General features: G+C 61.7%; 16 protein-coding genes and 1 pseudogene. 8 read left to right on the top strand and 9 right to left on the bottom strand.

Features of this window, described 5'->3' with window-relative positions; translation table 11 throughout:
- Positions 1–250 (bottom strand): annotated as a pseudogene (locus QN222_RS24035) (alpha/beta hydrolase); the annotation flags it as partial.
- A gap of 119 nt (positions 251–369) precedes the next feature.
- On the opposite strand from QN222_RS24035, the gene QN222_RS24040 reads away from it, so the two are divergent.
- Together QN222_RS24040 and QN222_RS24045 are read left to right on the top strand one after the other, a co-directional pair.
- Positions 370–1,374 carry a GlxA family transcriptional regulator gene (locus QN222_RS24040; RefSeq protein ID WP_283963246.1) on the top strand — a complete coding sequence of 335 codons (1,005 nt, stop codon included), beginning with the start codon at positions 370–372 and terminating at the stop codon, positions 1,372–1,374.
- 592 nt (positions 1,375–1,966) lie between these two features.
- Positions 1,967–2,371, top strand: coding sequence for a potassium channel family protein (locus QN222_RS24045; RefSeq protein ID WP_283963249.1), 405 nt, complete (start codon positions 1,967–1,969; stop codon positions 2,369–2,371).
- A gap of 30 nt (positions 2,372–2,401) precedes the next feature.
- Here QN222_RS24045 and cax read toward each other — a convergent pair whose 3' ends face one another.
- The 4 genes from cax to QN222_RS24065 form a co-directional block, all read right to left on the bottom strand.
- A complete protein-coding gene (cax, locus tag QN222_RS24050) occupies positions 2,402–3,550 on the bottom strand; it encodes a calcium/proton exchanger (protein ID WP_283963245.1) in 1,149 nt (382 codons plus the stop codon).
- Between the two features lie 143 nt (positions 3,551–3,693).
- A complete protein-coding gene (locus QN222_RS24055) occupies positions 3,694–4,965 on the bottom strand; it encodes an alpha/beta hydrolase (protein ID WP_283963244.1) in 1,272 nt (423 codons plus the stop codon).
- 312 nt (positions 4,966–5,277) lie between these two features.
- Positions 5,278–6,252, bottom strand: a complete 975-nt coding sequence (locus QN222_RS24060; RefSeq protein ID WP_283963243.1) for a DUF2950 domain-containing protein — start codon at positions 6,250–6,252, stop codon at positions 5,278–5,280.
- Positions 6,253–6,269: 17 nt separating this feature from the next.
- Entirely contained in the window at positions 6,270–7,670 is a 1,401-nt protein-coding gene (locus QN222_RS24065) for a DUF3300 domain-containing protein (protein WP_283963242.1), read from the bottom strand.
- A gap of 215 nt (positions 7,671–7,885) precedes the next feature.
- Between QN222_RS24065 and QN222_RS24070 the strand changes: the two genes are divergently transcribed.
- The 5 genes from QN222_RS24070 (at position 7,886) to QN222_RS24090 (ending at position 12,847) form a co-directional block, all read left to right on the top strand.
- Positions 7,886–8,674, top strand: coding sequence for a pseudouridine synthase (locus QN222_RS24070; RefSeq protein WP_283963248.1), 789 nt, complete (start codon positions 7,886–7,888; stop codon positions 8,672–8,674).
- A 203-nt stretch (positions 8,675–8,877) separates the two neighbouring features.
- The gene (locus QN222_RS24075; RefSeq protein ID WP_283963241.1) at positions 8,878–9,855 is read left to right on the top strand and encodes a tripartite tricarboxylate transporter substrate binding protein BugD; all 978 of its coding nucleotides are present in this window, start codon (positions 8,878–8,880) and stop codon (positions 9,853–9,855) included.
- Positions 9,856–10,222: 367 nt separating this feature from the next.
- A complete protein-coding gene (locus tag QN222_RS24080) occupies positions 10,223–10,684 on the top strand; it encodes a tripartite tricarboxylate transporter TctB family protein (protein ID WP_283963240.1) in 462 nt (153 codons plus the stop codon).
- Positions 10,685–10,693: 9 nt separating this feature from the next.
- On the top strand, positions 10,694–12,199 hold the full coding sequence (locus QN222_RS24085; RefSeq protein WP_283963239.1) for a tripartite tricarboxylate transporter permease: 1,506 nt from the start codon (positions 10,694–10,696) through the stop codon (positions 12,197–12,199).
- A gap of 147 nt (positions 12,200–12,346) precedes the next feature.
- Positions 12,347–12,847: a hypothetical protein gene (locus tag QN222_RS24090; RefSeq protein ID WP_283963238.1), complete on the top strand. Its 501-nt coding sequence runs from the start codon at positions 12,347–12,349 to the stop codon at positions 12,845–12,847.
- A 111-nt stretch (positions 12,848–12,958) separates the two neighbouring features.
- On the opposite strand, the gene QN222_RS24095 is transcribed toward QN222_RS24090, so the two are convergent.
- Complete coding sequence (locus tag QN222_RS24095; RefSeq protein ID WP_283963237.1) at positions 12,959–14,110, bottom strand: RHE_PE00001 family protein; 1,152 nt, start codon at positions 14,108–14,110, stop codon at positions 12,959–12,961.
- Positions 14,111–14,748: 638 nt separating this feature from the next.
- Between QN222_RS24095 and QN222_RS24100 the strand changes: the two genes are divergently transcribed.
- On the top strand, positions 14,749–15,585 hold the full coding sequence (locus QN222_RS24100; RefSeq protein WP_283963236.1) for a glycosyl transferase: 837 nt from the start codon (positions 14,749–14,751) through the stop codon (positions 15,583–15,585).
- 787 nt (positions 15,586–16,372) lie between these two features.
- Here the strand turns inward: QN222_RS24100 and repC are convergent.
- The 3 genes from repC to repA all read right to left on the bottom strand — a co-directional run bounded on the left by repC (position 16,373) and on the right by repA (position 20,044).
- Entirely contained in the window at positions 16,373–17,683 is a 1,311-nt protein-coding gene (repC, locus tag QN222_RS24105) for a plasmid replication protein RepC (RefSeq protein WP_283963235.1), read from the bottom strand.
- Positions 17,684–17,839: 156 nt separating this feature from the next.
- The gene (gene repB, locus QN222_RS24110) at positions 17,840–18,844 is read right to left on the bottom strand and encodes a plasmid partitioning protein RepB (protein ID WP_283963234.1); all 1,005 of its coding nucleotides are present in this window, start codon (positions 18,842–18,844) and stop codon (positions 17,840–17,842) included.
- Between the two features lie 3 nt (positions 18,845–18,847).
- Positions 18,848–20,044 (bottom strand): plasmid partitioning protein RepA, encoded by a 1,197-nt coding sequence (repA, locus tag QN222_RS24115; protein ID WP_283963233.1) that lies wholly within the window; start codon positions 20,042–20,044, stop codon positions 18,848–18,850.
- Positions 20,045–20,079 lie beyond the last annotated feature (35 nt).

Genomic DNA, 20,079 nt, shown 5'->3' on the forward strand with positions numbered 1-20,079 from the left:
CGACCACCGGCCCGTCCTTCGGACCCCAGTCCTTGTAATAGATTTCGACGCCGTCGCGGGTGACGATCCTGCTTCCCATGGTCCTTGCTCCTTCGCTGGCTGTGGTGGTTGCATTCGCGGGTGTTTGCGCCCTGGCCGGGCGGATGACGGCCGGAACGGCTGCGGCGGTCGTGGCGGCCCCGAGGGCGGCGGCGATGACATTGCGGCGGGATACCGTTGCTGCGGCGGTGACTGCTTTCGACTGTACCATGATCCTCTCCTTTTCCGTGTGGTTTGAACCTGTCGCCTCCGTTCCGGAGCGCTGGTTGAATTGATACGCTCGGCCGCCTAACCTCACGACCGGCAAAGCTGACAACGATGGGGGCAGAATTGACAAAGGCAGCATTAACCGGCCCGGACGAGATCGGCATCGTCGTCTATCCCGGCGCACTGATGTCGGCGATCTACGGGCTGACGGACATGTTTCAGGTGGCCGGCATGCAGAGCCTCGAACAGGGCGGAGCCGCAGCACCCCAGGTCCGTGTCAGCCATTGGCAATTGATGGAGGATGGTACGGTCCGGAAAACGGTGGATACTCACCCGGGACCGTCGGGCGGACTGAGCGCGCTCATCCTGCCGCCGACGCTTGCGGATTTGCCGGTCGGCAGCCGCATGGGCGACCTGCCCGCCTGGATCAGGGAGCAGCACGCCGGCGGTGCGACGATCTGCTCGGTCTGCGGCGGCGCCTATCTGCTCGCCGAATCCGGTCTTGCCTCCGGCCGCACGGTTACCACGCACTGGTCACACCAGGACCTCATCGCCGACCGCTACCGCGACGTGCGTATCGACACCGACAAGCTGGTCATCGACGAGGGCGACATCATTACCGCCGGCGGCATGATGGCCTGGATCAATCTCGGCCTGAAGCTGGTCGACCGGCTGCTCGGCACCGCCGTGATGCTTGCGACGGCGCGCTTCATGCTGGTCGACCCGGGCGCGCGCGAACAGAGCTATTACAGCGTTTTCGCCCCCAAGCTCGACCATGGCGACCCGGTCATCCTGAAGATCCAGCATTGGCTGCACGGCAGCAGCACCAAAGGCGTGACGCTGCAGATGATGGCCGAGCGCGCCGGCCTTGGAGAACGCACATTTCTCCGGCGCTTCCAGAAGGCGACGGGCCTCAATCCGACGGAATATTGCCAAAGGCTGAGGATCGCGAAGTCGCGCGAGCTTTTGGAGCGCTCCTATCTCTCGATCGAGCAGGTCGCCTGGCAGAGCGGGTACGACGATACCAACGCCTACCGGAAGATCTTCCGCAAGATTCTCGGCGTCTCGCCCAAGGAATATCGCCTGCGCTTTTCGGTGGTCGATGGGACCCGCCATGCGACGGCGTGATCCGAAAATTTCGGCGCCGCGGCTGGCCACTGCGAAATGTCTCTGCCGGTTTTCCGGCGGCCCGTTTGATCTGCGACGACGTATTAACCCGGGAATTGCAAAGGGACGAAAGAATATAAAATTCCACACAAGTAACTAATAATATAATTCCCACTGCATCCCGACAAACTGAAGAGGCTCCGACGGAAAGTCGGAGCCTCTTCAATTCCAACGGAGATCATGGAGGCGACGCAATTGAGCACCGACACCGCAATACGTCTTCAGAACATCATCAAGGCAGGGGAACTACAAGGAAAATGCTTGAAGATGTGTCCGCGCAATTAGGAGATTACACAATTGCACGGACAAGGCAATCAAAAATAAGCGATGCCTAATAAGTCATACTAAAGTCGAATCGAACAGCGCTTGCCTGCCCGCTCACTCGCAGCGCCACAGACGACCCGTGTTCACCGACGCGGCCGCCTTTGCTAGATTGACGCTCGGAAATCCGGCGGCGCGGTAACGCGGGCTTTGAATGCGCCCCGGCTTCGCTCCGCCCGACCAAGGAGGCATCGTGATAATTCGGCTTTCCATTGCCTGTGGCCTGATCGCGATGACAGTCGCCATTCAGGCTCTATTCATGTCCGCCGGACTGAATGTTTTGCGCCGGCTGGAGGAGAACCGAAAATATTTCGCGCTTCGCCACCCGACCGTGGTGACGGTTGCCTGGGTAATATACCTGATATTCCCAATCATAATTGACGTCTGCCTGTGGGCGACGTTCTATTATCTCGCGAACGCTTTGCCGACCTTCGAAGAATCCTTCTATTTCTCGACCGTCACGTTCACCACGGTGGGATACGGCGACATCGTTCTCGGCAGGGACTGGCGCCAGGTTGCCACGTTCGAGGCGGTCAATGGCTGGATCATCTTCGGCTGGGCTACGGCGCTGATGATGGCCGTCATCCAGCGCCTCTATTTCCGCGCCGAGCCGGGACTGGACCGGCACCATGACTAGATCCGCGCGGGGCCTCCGACCCCGCCTCTATCACGACGGCGCTGCGGGTGGCAGGAGAAACAGCGTCATGCCGAATATGGCATAGGTCGCCAGCGCCATGACACCCATGTACCAAGCCGCGCGTCCGCCGTTGGAAAGCAGCGTGGCGGCCATCGTCGCGACCAGCATCATCGCGACCGCGCCCGGCCAGAACTGCAGGGACATCGGTTCGGGGCCGACAAAATAGCTGACGAGCACCAGAACCGGGGCGACAAACAGCGCGATCTGCGCGGCGCTGCCGAGCGCAATGCCAACGCTGAGATCGAGGCGATTGGCACGCGCCGCCGAGAAGGCTGTCGTCATCTCGGCGGCGCCGCCAACCAGGGCGACAATGATGAAGCCGACGAACGCGGGCGTCATCCCGAGATGCTCGGCGGCAACCTGCACCGAACCGACGAAAATCTCGCTGACGAGAGCGACCAGCAGCGTAACGACAATCAGAACGACGATGCTTACCGAAAGAGGCCATGGTTTCTCATCCTCGTCGGCGTGGCCGACGGCGGCGAAGAGCTCCCGGTGTGTCCTCAGCGAAAACAGCATGCCCAGGCCGTAAACGGCGATCAGAAGTATCGCCAGTCCCAGGCTCAGCTTCTGGGAGAAGGCGGCGGCTGGAGCCCGATCCACTTCGCTGATGACCGAGGGAACCAGAATGGCAATCGTCGCCAGGAACAACAGGCAAGCTTGGAAGCGGGCGCTCACCCTGTTGAATTCCTGCAAGTGATGCTTGAGGCCGCCCAAGAGGAAGGAGCCGCCCAACATGAACAGCGTGTTGGTGACGATCGCGCCCGCTAGCGAGGCCTTGACCAGCAGGTGTTGGCCCGCCTGCAGCGCCGCGAGCGAAATCACGAGCTCGGTCAGGTTGCCAAGCGTGGCGTTAAGCAGGCCTCCGATCGTATCGCCGGTCTTCGCCGCCACTGCTTCCGTCGCGCGGCTCAACAGTGCAGCGAGCGGAATGATCGCTACCACCGACAGGAGAAACAGCCACGTGTGCGCCTCTGGCGCCGTCTGCTCCAGAAGGATGACGAGAGGCACGAATACGATGAGCGCCAAGAGAGGTGTTCGCCGAAGCTCCGCCAGTGCAGCCTTGCCGACCGTAGGGCGTGGCAAAGCCTCGGAACTGCTGTCGTTCAAATTGCTCATCGCATGATCCTCCGGGTGTCTCGGAGTCGCCGAAGCGCACGCCAGCTAGGGCGCCGTGCATTCAAATGAACGCACGAAAGACGCCATATCGCTTTGATTCTAGAGCATCTCATCCGCTTTCAACGATTGAAAGCAGGGATACCCTAGTTGGTAGCCGCTCCTGCATGCGCGCCGCTTCCGAGCGTTTCGTCCAGGTGCGTTCGTTTTTTGGGCAGCACCGGCTGTTCGAGCACCTTCACGGGCGCGCTGATCGTTGCCGCCGCGACCGTGCCGACATTCTTGGCGGTACCGGCAACAACGGCGGTGATGCTGTCACCCAAAGTCACCTGGGAATCGGTCAGGGTCTGGCCATTGACGATGCGCTGGCCGATCAGTTGCACGATTTGCGGGCTTTCGGCGAACTTGCCATGATGCAGGCTATCCTCGGATTGGACCTTGGTGAGGTCGATTGCGGTGATGCCCGCCCTTTCAAGCTGAGTGCGGTAAGGTTCTGCTGTCGGATCGATCGCGCCCAGCCGCGAGACGTCGCCCGATATGAAGCTCGAGACAGCGAGGGCCCGGTCGTCCTGCGACACGAAGATCGTGAATTTTGGTCGCTTCTCGCCCAATTCCACGAATTGCTTCGCGAAAACATCGAGGTCGATGTCGGGCGATGCGAGGATCACGTTCTTGATCTTGGGCGCGATGCCGCCGTCGCGAATGCCCATCTGCCGCAGCGACTCCATCGTCAGCCAAGTCCCCATCGAATGGGCGAGAATGGTGACTTCGTTGACATCGGGGGCGTTCGCCAAGGAGCGCAAAGCGTCCTCGAGCGCCGTTCTCGAATAGTTGGTGCTTTCCTTGTCGTAGTTGTAGTCGAACACACGGGCGCGGGATGGCCAGGTGAACAGCATCGGCGTCGCCTCGGCGCCGGAATCATGCACGATCTGCGCCAGCCGGAAGACCGAATCCTCGTAAGTGTTGTTGAAACCGTGCACGAACAGGAGGATGTTTCCGCCGACGCTATTCTCGCGGAACCAGGCACGCGCCTCGTCGCGCGATGCCAGTTCGTGCACGCGCGTCACGGCGAAATCGGTTTCCGGATTGGGAGGCAAGCGGCGGGGCCACTGCACGGTACCAGGCTTGCGTTGCGAATCCGGCGGGATCGACACGGCGACATCCGTCAAGGAAAGCGCTGCGTTTCGTTCGCCGGAAAAGAGGGTCGCAGGATTCCCGGAAGGCTGGCGCGTCGTCGCGACCAGCATATCGACCTGCGAGGTCTTGGCCGGCGCCGTCAGCGCCACCGGCGTCATCACGCCCTTTGGATGACCTCCGCATCCGACCAATACGGCAAGCGCCAACAACGCTCCGGCGGCTCTTCGTCCAGCTTTCCCAAGGCTGTCGCCGCGCGCGCGGAGATCCATCCCTTCAGGCATCGGTATTCCCCTCTGACACCATTACCAGATCCGCGCCACTTGACTGCGGTTACGCAATAAATTGATGACACTACACCGTATATCCGTACTTCAGCGTTTTTCGGAAGCGGAAAGCGACCTTTCGGACACTTTGCAGAGTTCTCCCCAACTCGCGCTCAACGCGAGAGCGCCACCCTGCGTGCGATTGTATTGGCGCTGAGAGCCCTTTCGGCCGCCTTGGCTCTGGGGCTGGTGCGGCCTGCGCGCAGACTGCCTGCCGTTGCAGCGGCAGGCAGTTGGTGCACAGGTTCGACAGGCGCGACCGGCAGGACCTCAATCCGCCACCACGGTCCATTTGTCATCCGGGTCGAAGCGGTCGATGAACGGCACGATGGCGTCGGTGCTCGGGCCGAGATCGCGTTCGTAGACGATGCCCTGCTGGTTGACGAGAAAGGTCTTGACGCCGGTCTCGGCATAGGTGACCGGCCAGGCGATCAGCCCGAAGCCGGCGATCATGTTGTCGTTGATGACGTAGTCGTATTTGCCGCCGGCGATGTTGTCCCCTTGTGAGCTCAGGATGCGGAAGCGGTAGCCGAAATAGCCCTCGCCGGCCTTCGCCTTTTCGAGCGCCGCCTCGCTGATCGCGTCGCCGACCGGGCTTGTCTCCTCGCCCTGATCGGCCGGCCAGTAGAGCCCGTCGGTCTGCCCCGGGCTGCTGATCAGCTTCTGGGCATATTCGAGGACGCCGTCCGCATCGCGGTCCTGTGCGGCATAGTCCTTCTGCGCATCGACATAGGCGCGCGCCGCTTCGATCGCCTCGAGCTCGTTCTCGCCGACGCGGCGGTTGATGATCTCCTCCAACCCGACATAGGTGTCGAAGGCCCACTTTCCGTCATCGCCCTTGGCGATCGGAAACGGCAGCGGCCAGAGGCGATCGCCGATTTCGATAACCTTGCGCTCGTCAAGGTCGCGCACGACAACATTGCGGGCCGCCCCCTCACGAATGAGAGCGAAGGTGTCCATGACGCCTTCGCCCGTCCTGAGCTTTGCCGCATCGAGGCCCAAGAGCTTCGCCAGGCCATCGAAATCATTGGCGGCGAGCGCCGATTTGAACGCTTCCACCGCCTTCAATGGATCGTCGAACACCGGCGGGTCTTCCGCCGCGGCATAGTCGTCCATCCCGGCCGGCAGCTGCGCCTGGTCCGGCTGCTGCTGTTGCTGCGTCTGCGCGACAGCGGCGTCGATCGCAAGGACGCTCGCAAGCGAGACCGCCGATCCGAGGAGAAGTGTGTGCAAAAGCTTGGTCATGGCCGTTCTCCCTCCGCTCAGCGCCTGCGTCCACCACCGCCGCGGCCCCCGCCGCCCCGGTGCATCGGCGGCCTGCCGCCGCCGCGGCTCATCTGCGGCCGTCCGCCGCCGCGATGACCGCCGCCCATGCTGTGGCCGCCGCGCCGCGACGAGGCCACCTCACGCCGCCCGGAATTGACATTGCCGAGGCCGGGCGGTTTCTTCGGCCGGTTCTGCGCCTTCGAGGCCATCTTCTTCTTGCCGGACGGCCGGTCGACCGAAGGCTTGCTGCCGCCCTTCGGCCGGTTGATGCTCGGCTTGCCGCCGTCCGGCCGCGCGGCCGCAATTGCCGACCGGTCGACGTTCGGTCGCGTCCCCGCCGCCGGCCTCTGCTGCGCCTTCAGTCCCTCCAGCGTGCTCTTGCGCACGTCCTTGAGTTGGCCACCGCCGGCACCACCCGGGCGTGCCTGCGGCCGGTCGCGATTGATCTCGGCGGCACGGTTGCGGAGGTTGTTGTCACCCCTGGCCTTGATGTCGTTCTTGATGCTGGTCCGATCGAACTTGTTCAGCTGATCGCGGTCGAAATTGATCTTGCTGCGGTCGACATTCTTCCAGTCGATGTCGTTCCAGTTGACCTTGCCGTCGAAGTCGATGTTGTTGAAGCACTTGTTGCAGTCGACGTTAATGTCGCCGTCCCAGCGGCCACCCCATACACCCCAATCGTCCCAGTCGACGATGGCGGCAAAGGCCGCTCCGGTGACGGCGCCGGCGAAGAAGGCCGCTCCGGGATACCAATAGGCGGGATAGGGTTCTTCGTAATATGTAATCGGCGCCGGCGCATAATCCGGGACATAAAGCATCTCGGGCGGATACTGCGGCACGTAGATCGTTTCCGGATTTGCCGACTGGATGATGATGTTGTCACCCTCCTCGACCACCGTCACCTTGTCGTCCGTCTTGATGATGTCCTTGGCCACCGCCTCGTCGCGCAATTGCTGGATGGCGATCAGCACATCCTTCTGCTGGTTGGCGATCGCCTCACCGAAGGCCTGCGTCCATTCGAGGTCTTCGCTCATCATCTTGACGACTTGCGGATAGTTCAACAGCGAAACGACGCTGCCGTCCCAACTATCTTTCGGCTTCAGCTCGGAATTCTTTTCGCGGGCCTCGAGAAAGCGCTCGGCCTCGACGATCTGCAGCGGATAGAGCGATGCCGCGGAGATCAGCGCCACCAGTTCGTCCGGGTAGAGCGCGATGCGGGCAACCAGCACCTCGAGCTCGTCATCCGTCAGCGGTTCGGGCGCGGCCTCGGCCGGCGCTGCAGGAGCGGCGGCCGTCTGCTGGGCAAAGGCATTCGTTACGAGAAAGGGGCCGCCTCCGATGTGCAGCAGCGATAACGCCGCGAAGGCGCTCACGCCCCGCAGAATTGACTTGATCATTGACAACGCCTCCCAAATCGCCTGTCGGAGAATGCGTCGCTTTCTAAGGAAGCGGTTGACCGTTCCGAGACAGGCCCTGTCTACAAGTCGCAAGCGAGACTACCACTCTTGATGTTCGTGTCAAAGCTACAACAATCAATGGGTTTCAACCCTGGCGGAGCGGCGCCGACTGTGCCAGATGGACCATGGTCCAACACTCTTGGAGACCGGAAGTGGTGAAGCAGGGACGCCCCTCGCCGAAGAGACATGGCGGCGAAACGAAAGCCGAAGCCGGCAAGCGCGTAACACTCGCGCGTGCGCTTTCCAAACTCGGCTACTGCTCCCGCACGCAAGCCGAGAAGCTGATCACCGATGGCCGCGTCAGCGTCGGCGGTCGAACGACGACGGATCTTTCACGCTGGGTCGACATCGACGCCGACAGGATTGCCGTCGACGGCGTAACCGTAGCAGCGGAAGCAAAGACTTACCTGATGCTGAACAAGCCGCGCGGGCTTGTCACCACGCGCGAAGACCCGGAGGGACGGCCGACCGTCTATTCTTGCCTCGGCGCCGCCGACGCGCGGTTCCTCTCTCCGGTCGGAAGGCTCGACAAGGCGAGTGAGGGGCTTCTGCTCTTCACCAACGATACGGTGCTGGCGCAGCGCCTGCTCGATCCGGAGACGCATCTCGGCAAGATCTACCATGTGCAGGTGAGCGGCGTCTTCGGTGACGACGCGGTTGCTGGAATGATCGAAGGGGTCACCGAGGGCGGTGAACGGCTGGTAGCCACGAGCGTGCAGCGGCTGAGAAGCGGCGACCGCAACAGCTGGATCGAGGTCGAATTGCAGGAGGGACGAAACCGGCAGATCCGCCGCATGCTGGACGTGCTCGGCTTCGAGTGCCTGCGGCTCGTGCGTGTCTCGATCGGCGAGATAAAGCTTGGCGACCTGGCGAAAGGCTCGGTCCGGGCGCTCACCGAAGCCGAAATCCGATATCTCCGCCGGCGCACCGGCCTCGAGACTTGAGCGACGCGATGGGTGGATTTCCACCCATCGCCCGACGACTTTGTTTCCAAATCCACCCATATCGCGCGCATCGGGCGCGGAAATCGGCAATGTGACCGCAGGCGGCGGTTGTCTGTGGTAAAATCCCGTCTGCAAATAGGCGATCCAGTACCGGCACGGGAGGAACCATGCCGGCTGGTCCATAATTTCATCGGGAGGAAAAGATGAAAATTCTGCAAGCGCTTCTGGGCGCTGTCGCCGCCGTTTCCCTGTTTGCCGCCTCTGCCAGCGCTCAAAATTATCCGGAGCGCTCGATCACGATGGTTGTGCCCTTCTCGGCCGGCGGCCCGACCGACACGGTCGCCCGCCTCGTCGCCGAATCCATGTCGAAGGATCTCGGTCAGCAGATCATCGTCGAGAATGTCGGCGGCGCTGGCGGCACGCTCGGCGCGGGTCGCGTCGCCCAGGCCGATCCGGATGGCTATACGGTGCTGCTCCACCATATCGGCATGGCGACCAGCGCCACGCTTTATCGCAAGCTCGCCTATGACACACTGAACGCTTTCGAATATGTCGGCCTCGTCACCGAAGTGCCGATGACGATCGTCGCCCGCAAGGATTTCGAACCGACCGACCTCAAGGGGCTGATCGACTACGTCAAGGCCAACAAGGACACGGTGACGGTCGCCAATGCCGGCATCGGCGCCGCATCGCATCTCTGCGGCATGATGTTCATGAGCGCGATCGACACCCAGCTCACGACCGTGCCGTACAAGGGCACTGGCCCGGCGATGACCGATCTGCTCGGCGGCCAGGTCGATATGATGTGCGACCAGACGACGAACACGACGAAGCAGATCCAGGGCGGCACGATCAAGGCCTATGCCGTCACCTCTCCCGCCCGTCTCAAGATCTTCCCTGATCTGCCGACGGCGGAAGAAGCCGGTCTCTCCGGTTTCCAGGTCGGCATCTGGCACGGCATCTATGCGCCGAAGGGCACGCCTGCCGAGGTGACAGAGCGCCTGTCGAAGTCGCTGCAGCTGGCGCTCAAGGACGAGAACGTCGTCGCACGCTTCGCCGAACTCGGCACCGAACCGTCGAGCCAGGAGGACGCAACGCCGGCGGCACTGAAGGCCAAGCTCGAAAGCGAGATCGCCCGCTGGAAGCCGGTGATCGAGGCCGCCGGCCAGTTCGCCGACTAACCGCGTTACGGAATTGCCGCCGCCATCGCCTGTCGCAAGACAGAGCGGCGGCGGCGGCCTTGTCTTCGTTCGGTGAGGGACGCATTCGGCTCGGGAATGTGGGCGAGGTGCTGTTCATTCCCTCCTCATTCCGCGCCCGCGACGGGACGTTGACAGCTGTCAACTCGATGACGGTTCGGCGCCTCTTGCCCGCAGGACAAGAGGCGAGCACATTCGTCTACAGTGCCGCGCGTCCTTCGAGACACGCAAGGAACGCTGCAGCACTTTGAATTGCTGCATGTTTTTATCCTTAAATAAGCTAGGATTTAACGAAACATGCAGTGGAGGGAGCGCAGCTCAACGGCTCCCGAACAAAAATGGGGACACGATGAAATCCATCTCCTTCGACACCACCAATGCCCTTTGCGGCGGTATCCTGACTGCTGTCGGGCTGTTCTTCGTCTGGCAATCGCTCGGCCTCGAGCTCGGCACCGCCTTCCGCATGGGCCCCGGCTACTTCCCGCTTCTACTGGCCTGCGTGTTGACGCTGCTCGGCGCCGTCATTCTCGTGCAGTCGGCGCGCGTGCAAGGCGAGCCGATGGGGGCGATCGCAATCCGCGGCATGTTCTTCATCCTGCCTGCGCCGATCTTTTTCGGGCTGACGGTACGAGGACTGGGCTTCGCTCCGGCAATCTTCTTCACGGCGCTTATCGCCTGTTTTGCCTCGCATCGCATGAAGCCGCATTGGGCGATCGCCATCTCGCTGGTGCTGGCCGTCTTCTCGGTCGCGGTGTTCAGTTACGGGCTCAACCTGCCCTTCGAGCGCTTCGGCCCCTGGGTCCGGTTCTAGGAGGCGGTCATGGAACTTTTCAGCAATCTCGCCCTCGGCTTTACCACCGCTGCCTCGCCGGCTAATCTTCTCTTCTGCCTGATCGGCGTTATGCTGGGCACGTTGATCGGCGTACTGCCCGGCATCGGCGCCACCGCGACGATCGCCATGCTTCTGCCGATCACGTTCCAGCTCGAGCCGGTCTCCTCGCTGATCATGCTCGCCGGCATCTATTACGGCGCGCAGTACGGCGGCTCGACCACGGCAATCCTGATCAACATGCCGGGCGAATCCTCCTCCGCGGTCACCGCGATCGACGGCTACCAAATGGCGCGCAAGGGCCGCGCCGGCGCGGCGCTCGCGATTGCCGCGCTCGGCTCGTTCTTTGCCGGAACCGTCTCGACCTTTCTCGTCGCGATCTTCGCGCCGCCGCTGACCGAGATCGCCCTGGAGTTCGGCGCGGCCGAATATTTCTCGCTGATGATCGTCGGCCTCGTCTCCTCCGTCGCGCTGGCGCACGGCTCGATCGTCAAGGCGCTGGCGATGGTCGCGCTCGGCCTCTTGCTCGGCCTCGTCGGCACCGACATCTATACCGGTACGCCGCGCTTCACCCTCGGCATCCGCGAATATGCCGACGGTCTCAATTTCGTGGCACTCGCCGTCGGCGTCTTCGGCATTGCCGAAATCCTGCGCAATCTCGAAAGCGAGAAGACCCGAGAAGTGCTGATGGCCAAGGTCAGCGACCTGATGCCGACGCGCGATGATTTCAAGCGGATGTTCGCGCCGGTGGTGCGCGGTACCGTCATCGGTTCGGCGCTCGGCATTCTGCCGGGCGGCGGCGCGATCCTCGCCGCCTTTGCCTCGTATACGGTGGAAAAGCGCATCTCCGATCGGCCGGAGGAATTCGGCCGCGGCGCCATTGCCGGTGTCGCGGGACCGGAAAGCGCCAACAATGCCGGCGCGCAGACGTCCTTCATTCCGCTGCTGACGCTCGGCATTCCGGCAAACCCGGTGATGGCGCTGATGATCGGGGCGATGATCATCCAGGGCATCGTGCCCGGCCCGAATGTAGCGGTGGAACAGCCGGCGCTCTTCTGGGGCATCATCGCCTCGATGTGGATCGGCAACCTGATGCTGGTGGTCTTGAACCTGCCGCTGATCGGGCTCTGGGTAAAGCTCCTGAAGATCCCCTATTTCGTGCTGTTTCCGATCATCATGGCCTTCTGCTCGATCGGCGTCTACAGCGTCAATTCCAACGTCTACGACCTTTACGCCGTCGCCTTCTTCGGGCTCGTCGGTTACCTTCTCCTGAAGCTGCGCTGCGAACCGGCGCCGCTTTTGCTCGGCTTCGTGCTCGGGCCGTTGCTCGAAGAGAATTTGAGGCGCGCGATGATCCTGTCGCGCGGCGACCCGACGACCTTCGTCACCCGGCCGATCAGCGCGGTGTTGTTGCTGATCGCGGCGATCGTGCTGGTCGTCGTCTTCCTGCCGGCCGTCAAGGCCAAGCGCGAGGAGGTCTTCGTCGAGGAGGATTGAGCGACGCCAAATGGGGCCGCCAGCCGCTTCACGGTTGACAGCCGCGCCGGAAAGGAACCTCATGCCGGTTGGGGCGTTCAACACGCAATCGGCGAGCCACACCCGGGCTTCGCCGATTCCGATCCTCGGGAGGGAGGTCCCACGAAGATGATGCAGCGACTGCTGGCCGCAGGCAGCCTGTTTTTTGCCGTTGGGGCAGCGCAGGCCGACGAGACGGCATTTCTCGGATCACTCGAGGGAAAATGGGCCGGCAGCGGCATGGTGAAAGTGCGGATCAACCGCTCGCCGATGAACGTGTCCTGTGTTTTCGATTCGGATGCGCGTGGCCAGGCCCTGTCGATGAAGGGGACCTGTCGCGGCCTCATTGTCGTGTCGCGCGCCGTCGGCGCCGACCTGAAGTTCAATGGGGCAAACTACAGCGGAACCTATGTCGGGCCGAGCGGAAGACCGGCCGGCTTGACCGGAAGCCGACGGGGCAATGCGATCAATCTGACGATCCGCTGGCCGCGGCTGGTGAACGGCGACCGCAGCGCAAACCTGACCGTGCAGAAGGTCGGACAGAACGGCATGAGACTCGTGACGACCGATGTCGATCCCAACTCCGGGGACAAGGTTGTTACCAGCGACATCAATCTGCAGCGGCAATAGCGCCGTTGCGCTAGATCATTTCATTGTTTCATTGAACAGTGAAATGCTCTAACTCTCTGAAACTACGCAGTTCCGGACGGAAAACCGTTACACACTTTTCCCGGAATTGCCCTAAAGCACGCCCCAGCCACGATAGCGTCCCCTGCCCGTCATCTCGCGCACGCCGAGTTCGCGGACCAGATTGAGCGCACTACGCGGCGTGACGCCGACGTGGCGGGCGATCAACGCCGTCGAGACGATCGGTCGTGACAGAACGAGATCGATCAATCCCGGCAGATTGCTGCTCGAACGCCGGTCTTTGATCCGCATTTCCATCTGCGTCTTTGCCAGAGAAAGGCGGTCGAGCTCCTTCATGCCGAGATCGGCCGTCACCGTCATCGCCTCGAGGAAGGCAACGAGCCGCGTCAGCCTGTCCTTCGACCGGCGCCGTTCGTGGCGGATCGTCTTCAGGCCGGTGTTGAACGCCAGCACATGCGTAGACACCTTTCCGCGAAAACGCAGGTAGACCCCGACGAGCAGCGAGCCGAGCCAATGCTGCCGCCTGAGTGGCTCGATGCGGTCCCAGGCGTCGTAGAGGACTGCCGCTCCAAGAGAAGCCGGCAACTGATCGGCAGTCGCCAGAACGGCGCGCCAGGCATCGAGCCGTTGCTCCTCGTCCCAGTCCTCCTCGAACAGCAATCCGAGTTGGCCCATGGGTTCCGAACTCGCCTTCGCGGCTGGCGACAGCGAATCCATCTCGGCGATACCGCTCGCGTGAACGTCCAGCAAGCGTTGAGACCGAGCTATCGCCGCATCGAGTTCGGCAAATTCAGCGGCGAGCGGATTTTCGTCGGCTTCGTCTTCACTCTCCGCAAGCGCGGTATCCCGGCGAGCGTCGGTCGATAGCTCCTGGCGATGGTTGTGCTCGGCGATCGCCCCGCCCTCGCCTCTCAGCACGTTCAGTCCGGCGCTCGTCAACGCCCAGTCCGGCTCGGCAAGATCCAAACGACGGCGGGCACGCAACACCGCATGGGCGATGGTCAACTCGTGAGAGGGTGCGCGCGCATCCATGTGCGCATCATGCAGGACCAGATCCTCGACATGCACCAATTCGCCGGCGACCCAGAGCGCCGCTGCCGCATCGAAGAACTGCCCGCGCTCGCGAAACCCCTCCGAAACCGGGTGCCGGCCGGCCCGCTCGTCGAGACGCGCAAGGCTGTCTTCCGCCGCTATCAGTGCCGGCAGCAGCGTTGGATGGAGCGGATCCGGGGTCTCGTATCTCATTTTAAAGACGAAGCGTTATCGACGAAACGGAAGGTAACACGCGATTTCTTTCCGTCACAGGCTTGCCGGCCTTTCTCCCCTGCTAATATGCGGATCGGCGCCCGCTCGCAGGAAAATGCGGTCGGCTGGCTTTCGGTCGCGCACATCGCACGACGTCAATGCCTCTTATCGCGGTTGACAGCTGTCAACGCTCACAGCGAAGGTCGGCGTCTTTCCTTGGTCGCGCCGGTGTCGTGCATCCGCACGGCCTCAGCGGTTCCATGACCGAAGGAGGCGCGAGGCGACCGTGCCACCGCCCTGCCGTTGACAGCTGTCAACTGACACCGATATGAAGTCGGCCACGATCGAAAGTGCCGGCTGCGTTGCCCGGAAGGAATACGGGCCGGAGAGTCAGGAATGATGCGTAGCTTGCGACGCCGCTGCCGTTCTCGTTCGAGGCGACGTTGATGTTCGGCAGGCAAGCGTCAATCGGCATTTTCGTGACCGTGCCTTACTGAATGCGTGAGAACGCACCAGCAGGATGGGAAGTCGAAAGCAAATCCCCGACTGTCGAAGTTCTGGGCCACAGCCTCAAGACCGATGGACAAAATCGGCTGCTGTGGAAAGAGCTCTCGGCAGCCGGCAAGAGTGGAGAGCCCATGGCAAGCGTTCTGGCGGCAAGTGGCGGCGTCAAGCAGGTGATATGCATCAACTGGGGCACCAAGTACGGTCCGCCCTTCATCAACCGGCTATACGCCATGGTGGCGCGCAACATTACGCCGCCTTTCACATTTACCTGTTTCACCGACAACCGCAGCGGCCTGCGTCCCGAAATCCTCTGCGAAGATCTGCCGCCGCTCGATGCCGCGATGCCGGTGAATACCAAAGGCATCTGGCCGAAAGCACGGCTCTGGGGTCCGAAGCTCGGGAACCTCACCGGTCCGGTGCTGTTCCTCGACCTCGATCTGGTGATTGTCGGATCTCTCGATCCCTTCTTCGAATTTGGCGGGCCGGACGATGTGGTGCTCGCTCGAAATCAGACGACGCCGTTTGAACGGCTCGGACAGACGTCGCTGTTCCGGTTTCCGGTCGGCAAGCTCGTACCCCTGCAGGAGAAGTTCCGGGCCGATCCACAAGGGGTGGCGGACGAATACAGCTTCGAGCAACGCTTCGTCACCCGCAATGCGCCGGGCGGCGTCAAACTCTTTCCGCGGCGCTGGGTTTTGCATTTTCGCCAGGATTGCCGCTGGCCCTTTCCGCTCAACTATTTCCTTGCGCCACGGCTGCCTGCCGATGGCCGCGTGGTGCTCTTCCCCCGCAGTTTGCTGCCGCAGCATGCTATCGACGGCCAGTTCGGCTACAGGAGCCGGCCGACGACCCCGCTCGGGCATATTCGCGGCCTGTTTGCGCCAGATCGGCGGGAGAAAAGCGCATTCCGCTATCTGCGTCACTACATCCGCCCGACGCCATGGGTGGCGGAGCATTGGCACGAGTAAGCGGCTTCAGCGGTGAAGCGCTCCAATGCTCTGAGGCGATTCCGGGGCGGAAAGCCGTCACAGACCATTCCTGGAATTGACCCGCTGGCTGTTTCTTCAAATCGGAGACCATTCAAGGATAAGAAGCGTGCAGCATTCGAAATGCTGCCGCGTCCTTTGCCCGTCCGATAAGACGCGCGATGCTGTAGAAGCACTGCTGCGGAAGTGAGGAAATCCGGCGGAGTCAAGGGGACCGCTGACCTGGCGTCTGTCCGTCGTTTTTTTGCCCGTGAAGCGGATCGAGCGCAGTGTCGCCACAGCCGTTGACAGCTGTCAACTTCGGACAATGTCCCGGTTTTGTGAGAAGTCGCCGACGCCGGGGTCGTTCGGTTGCCGATAATGCGGAAAGTGGCTGTTTCAGGTCGTCCGAGGTGTCGGAAATTACGAGCGAGATAGCTTCCGTAAGGCGAAATTAAAGGCTTTTTTGCCAATGCGTTACGATAGCCGCAGAATTGTTAAGAAAGCGCCACCAGACACAGTTAAACGCATATCCCGGCGAATCCATCACAGCATCGAGTTTCGGATATTTTGCTCGTCAAGGCAATGGTTCGGCACGATGCAGCCGTGGGACAGTGCGACTTGTCCCCTGCCTATTTCTCCACTGCGGCCGACGAGAAAGTTGCTCCGTCCCGACGGCCTGGTCCTAAAGAGCGCCGCGTTCAGACGGCCTCATGCTACACGCTTTAGGTCTTCGCTTTCATGCGTGTCGTCGTTCCAACACTGCTGCACACATTTTGGGTGGCATGGATTAACTTGCCACGGCAACTCCTCCATTTCGCTTAGCTCGGCTCAACGCCACGACCATTGGGCCAAGCGAAAACTCCTGGCGCTGCGCCCGCCTTGTCAGTTCGCGCAGGTAGCCGCCCGGCGATGCGATTTGCTCCGCTCTTTCCAGAATGCAGGCGACAATGGTTGCCGCGTTCTCGCAGCCAAGGACGGAGCAGGCTTCGTCATAGGCATCCGCGCTGACATTGAGCATGGAGCGGACCACGATCGCCGCCGTCATCAGATCTTTCCAACCGGAAATCCGGCCAGAAGGCCCATAGTCGGCGATCTGCGGGCAGGCTTGCAGGATCGCCGGCAGCGGGATTTCGCGGCACGGTCGTTGAGGTACCGTACCCGAGCGATCAACGGCGGTGGGAGGTGACGCTGCGTTTTGTGTGGCCAGTTTCGGTGGAGGTTCTGTCAAAGCCTCTGCAGCGTCGCCACCGGCCGCCTTTCGCAAAAGCGGTTCCCGTCCTTTTCCCAGGCCAACTTCAGATTCAGAAAGAGAGTCTGGATGTGAATTCTGTATGTGGCATCCATTCTGGTGATCATAGGTGTCCGTTTTTTGGAAATTGAGCAAGTTTTCCAATTGGTTGGTGAGATCACAACGAAGACGGTCCATTGAGCCGAGCACGGTTTCGATTTCGGCGGTTGAGGGCTTGCGGGGAAGCTGGTCAATGAGCTCTTCGAACTGCAATTCGTAATTCTGCCAATCGCTTTGCGGAGCGCTTTCGTGGACGAGCTCCAGCAACTTGGCAACGTCGCGCCGGCAGAGGCTCAATCGCTCACGCATGATGCGCATATGCTGCCGTTCCGCGGCGAGCTCAGCGGCGGCGGTTTCGATTTCGGTAGCTCGTGCGATCAGCGGAGAAAGATCGAACCCGAAGGCTTCTCCGACGGCACCGCTGTGGTTTCGCCGCGCGTAACGCTTGCCATTCGGGCTGTCGCGCCGAAGGATCAAGCCGGCTTCGATGAGAGCGGCGAGGTGACGCCGCAAGGTCGTTCCGGCCATGCCGTGCGCTCGAAGTGAAAGCTGGGTATTGGACGGAAAAACGACGAGGCCGCTTTCCCTGGACAGTTCGGTGCCGGGATAAAAGCTCAGCAGCGCGTTGAGCACCGCCAGCGAGCGATCGGACACGCCCACAAGGCTCTTCGCTTCGCAGAGCCAGCGAAACAATTTCCATTTGTCGACAGACCGCCCCGCCTGGGTGCGGCTGGCGGTGATTTGGCTTGAGAGCATGCCAAGCGTCATCGGCCGCCGCCCAAAAGGCGTCGTCACACTTCCACGTTCCATTTTTCTTCACCTTATCCAAGGCAAAAGAAAACCGTTCGCCGAAACGACGTCAAAAACTCTTGACACTGATTCGCGGAAATGGGATTCTCTAGTTGCTACACGAGAGAAGGGTTTCCGCAGCGCTAGTCGTTCGGAAGCCTTTTTCTTTTGCTCTGTTTAATCTCCTGTTTCCTGTTGGTATTCGAGGTACAGAGATTGCAGCCTCTGCCTCACGAAATCGGCAAAACCGGGGGCCGCCTTCTTGCTGAAGGCAAGGGTCGTTTCTGACTCCGTCTCGCGGATGCGTACTGGACGTGTGCGGTCAGGCGCGATCCAGGCCTCCGCCTTTGCGCGCTCCTTGGCCGTACTGAGGAAGCCGAACAGATTTTCGAAGCGCTGATCGCTTTCGCCGGCTGGAAACTCGGTCTTTTCGATAAATTCGAGCGCTCGCGACCGGTTGCCGGCGAGATCGATAAGATCGGCGAGCTCGATCCATCGCCGGCGGCCAAAAGCGGGCGCGGCACCGACCGCCTCGATCACTTCGACCGGTAGCCGGCGCACCACCGTGATCATCTTCGAGAGCGCCGCTTTGTCGATACCAAGCGACGACATGATGATCTCGCGGGAAAAGCCGCGATCTTCCAGACGCGTGGCAAACAGGGCGCGCTCGATGAAGGAGAGGTCCGTGCGGGCGTTGTTCTCCTGCCCCTGGGAGACGACGAGCTGTTCGTCGCTGAGGTTGCGAATGACCGCCTTGACCTTCCCGCCGATCTCGCGGACCGCGGCAAGCCGCCGGTGACCATAGGCGACCTGGTAGCGCTCCTTAGCCGTCGGATGCGGTCTGACGAGGATCGGGACCTGTTGTCCGTGGTCGCGGATCTGCTGCACCAGCGCCGCTTGCGCCTCGGCGGTAACACCGAGCCGGTCGACGACGAAGGAAGCATCGATCAGCGAAGGGTCGAGATCGACGATCGATTGCCCTTCGGCAAGCTGGCGCTCCAATTCCTCAGCGCGCTCCACCTTCTGGGTGATGTTCGTGAGCGACCTGGTGATGCCGCCGACGAGGCCGCTTGGCCGGTGGCCCGGTGCAAGGCCGGCGATCGGGCGTTCGACAGCCGGTCGCTCTCCGTCGAGCGGAGCCGTAGGGCTGTCGGAAATGCCGATCAGGTTCTTGCGCGCCATCGATTACTTCCTTCCCCAGACCTTGCGGATCATCTCCTCGATCTCGGCATTGACGAGCGAGAGCGAATCCATTGCCCGGTCATAGGTGCCGCGGATGAATTGCGAGCGTTCCACCTCGTAGAGCGTCTGCTTGGTGACGCCTGCGTCCGAGATGGCGGTCGACTTCACCATGGCGTTCTGGAGCATGCGATTGCCGAAGATCGCCCGCATGAAGCCGGTCATCTGGCTCTGAGGCCCGTCATTCGGCTCGAAACGGGTGACCAGATAGCGCATCCAGTCATAGCTCGTGCGTCCGCCCGCTTTTTCGACCACGGTCATCAGGTCGCTCGTCATCGACAGGAACTGCGACATCGACATCACGTCGAGCATCTGCGGATGCACGGTGATAAGCACCGACGTCGCCGCGCAGAGCGCGGACATAGTCAAAAAGCCGAGCTGCGGCGGGCAGTCGATGACGACGATATCGTAGAAACTCTCGATCTCGGAAAGCGCCTCGCCGATCCGGGCGAAGAACAAGGTTTCGGCCGATCCGCCGATCATTGCCTTCGGCGTCTCGTGCTCGAACTCCATCAGTTCGAGATTGCCCGGGATCAGGTGAAGATTGGTGGTGTAGGTCGAGCGGACGATATCGGCGATGGCGCGCGGGTTCTCGTAGCGGATGGCGCCATAAAGCGTTTCCGCCTCGCCGACGTCGAGCTCCGGCTGGTGGCCGAAGAGGGCGGAAAGCGAGGCCTGCGGATCGAGGTCGATCGCCAGCACGCGATAGCCGCGCAGCGCGAGATATTGAGAGAGATGGGCCGACGTCGTCGTCTTGCCCGACCCACCCTTGAAATTCATCACCGAAATGACCTGGAGCTTTTCGCCTGGTCGGCGGTGAGGGATGTACTTGCCGGTCTTCGCGCCCTCGTCGAGCACATGGCGGATGCGATCGATATCGTCGACGGCATACATGCGCCGGCCGTTTGACAGCGGCTGCGGCCCATGGCCTTCTGAAGCGATCTGACGGAGGTATCCTTCACCGATTCCGATGAAGGCCGCCGCCTCGGCCGGGGTGAACAGGCGCATCGTTTTTTGCGCCGTCGGGGAGAAGATCTTTTTCTGGTGTTCCTGCAGTTGGTGAGCAAGCTCCTGAGCGTCGGCGGACAGCAGCGATGGCAAATGCTCCTGCTCCTCAAGACTCTGGATTCTCTGCTGCAACATCGCCCTCTCCGGAAAACTGCGCAAAATTCGACAAT

This window comes from Sinorhizobium sp. 6-70, from assembly GCF_030124375.1.
In the GTDB taxonomy this organism is placed as follows: Bacteria; Pseudomonadota; Alphaproteobacteria; order Rhizobiales; family Rhizobiaceae; genus Sinorhizobium.

Bases quoted from the DNA above. Each gene is read 5' to 3' on its own strand.
- QN222_RS24045 (WP_283963249.1), top strand. From the start codon at position 1,967: ATGACAGTCGCCATTCAGGCTCTATTCATGTCCGCCGGACTGAATGTT.
- cax (WP_283963245.1), bottom strand. From the start codon at position 3,550: ATGAGCAATTTGAACGACAGCAGTTCCGAGGCTTTGCCACGCCCTACG.
- QN222_RS24055 (WP_283963244.1), bottom strand. From the start codon at position 4,965: ATGCCTGAAGGGATGGATCTCCGCGCGCGCGGCGACAGCCTTGGGAAA.
- QN222_RS24060 (WP_283963243.1), bottom strand. From the start codon at position 6,252: ATGACCAAGCTTTTGCACACACTTCTCCTCGGATCGGCGGTCTCGCTT.
- QN222_RS24065 (WP_283963242.1), bottom strand. From the start codon at position 7,670: ATGATCAAGTCAATTCTGCGGGGCGTGAGCGCCTTCGCGGCGTTATCG.
- QN222_RS24075 (WP_283963241.1), top strand. From the start codon at position 8,878: ATGAAAATTCTGCAAGCGCTTCTGGGCGCTGTCGCCGCCGTTTCCCTG.
- QN222_RS24080 (WP_283963240.1), top strand. From the start codon at position 10,223: ATGAAATCCATCTCCTTCGACACCACCAATGCCCTTTGCGGCGGTATC.
- QN222_RS24085 (WP_283963239.1), top strand. From the start codon at position 10,694: ATGGAACTTTTCAGCAATCTCGCCCTCGGCTTTACCACCGCTGCCTCG.
- QN222_RS24090 (WP_283963238.1), top strand. From the start codon at position 12,347: ATGATGCAGCGACTGCTGGCCGCAGGCAGCCTGTTTTTTGCCGTTGGG.
- QN222_RS24095 (WP_283963237.1), bottom strand. From the start codon at position 14,110: ATGAGATACGAGACCCCGGATCCGCTCCATCCAACGCTGCTGCCGGCA.
- QN222_RS24100 (WP_283963236.1), top strand. From the start codon at position 14,749: ATGGCAAGCGTTCTGGCGGCAAGTGGCGGCGTCAAGCAGGTGATATGC.
- repC (WP_283963235.1), bottom strand. From the start codon at position 17,683: ATGGAACGTGGAAGTGTGACGACGCCTTTTGGGCGGCGGCCGATGACG.
- repB (WP_283963234.1), bottom strand. From the start codon at position 18,844: ATGGCGCGCAAGAACCTGATCGGCATTTCCGACAGCCCTACGGCTCCG.
- repA (WP_283963233.1), bottom strand. From the start codon at position 20,044: ATGTTGCAGCAGAGAATCCAGAGTCTTGAGGAGCAGGAGCATTTGCCA.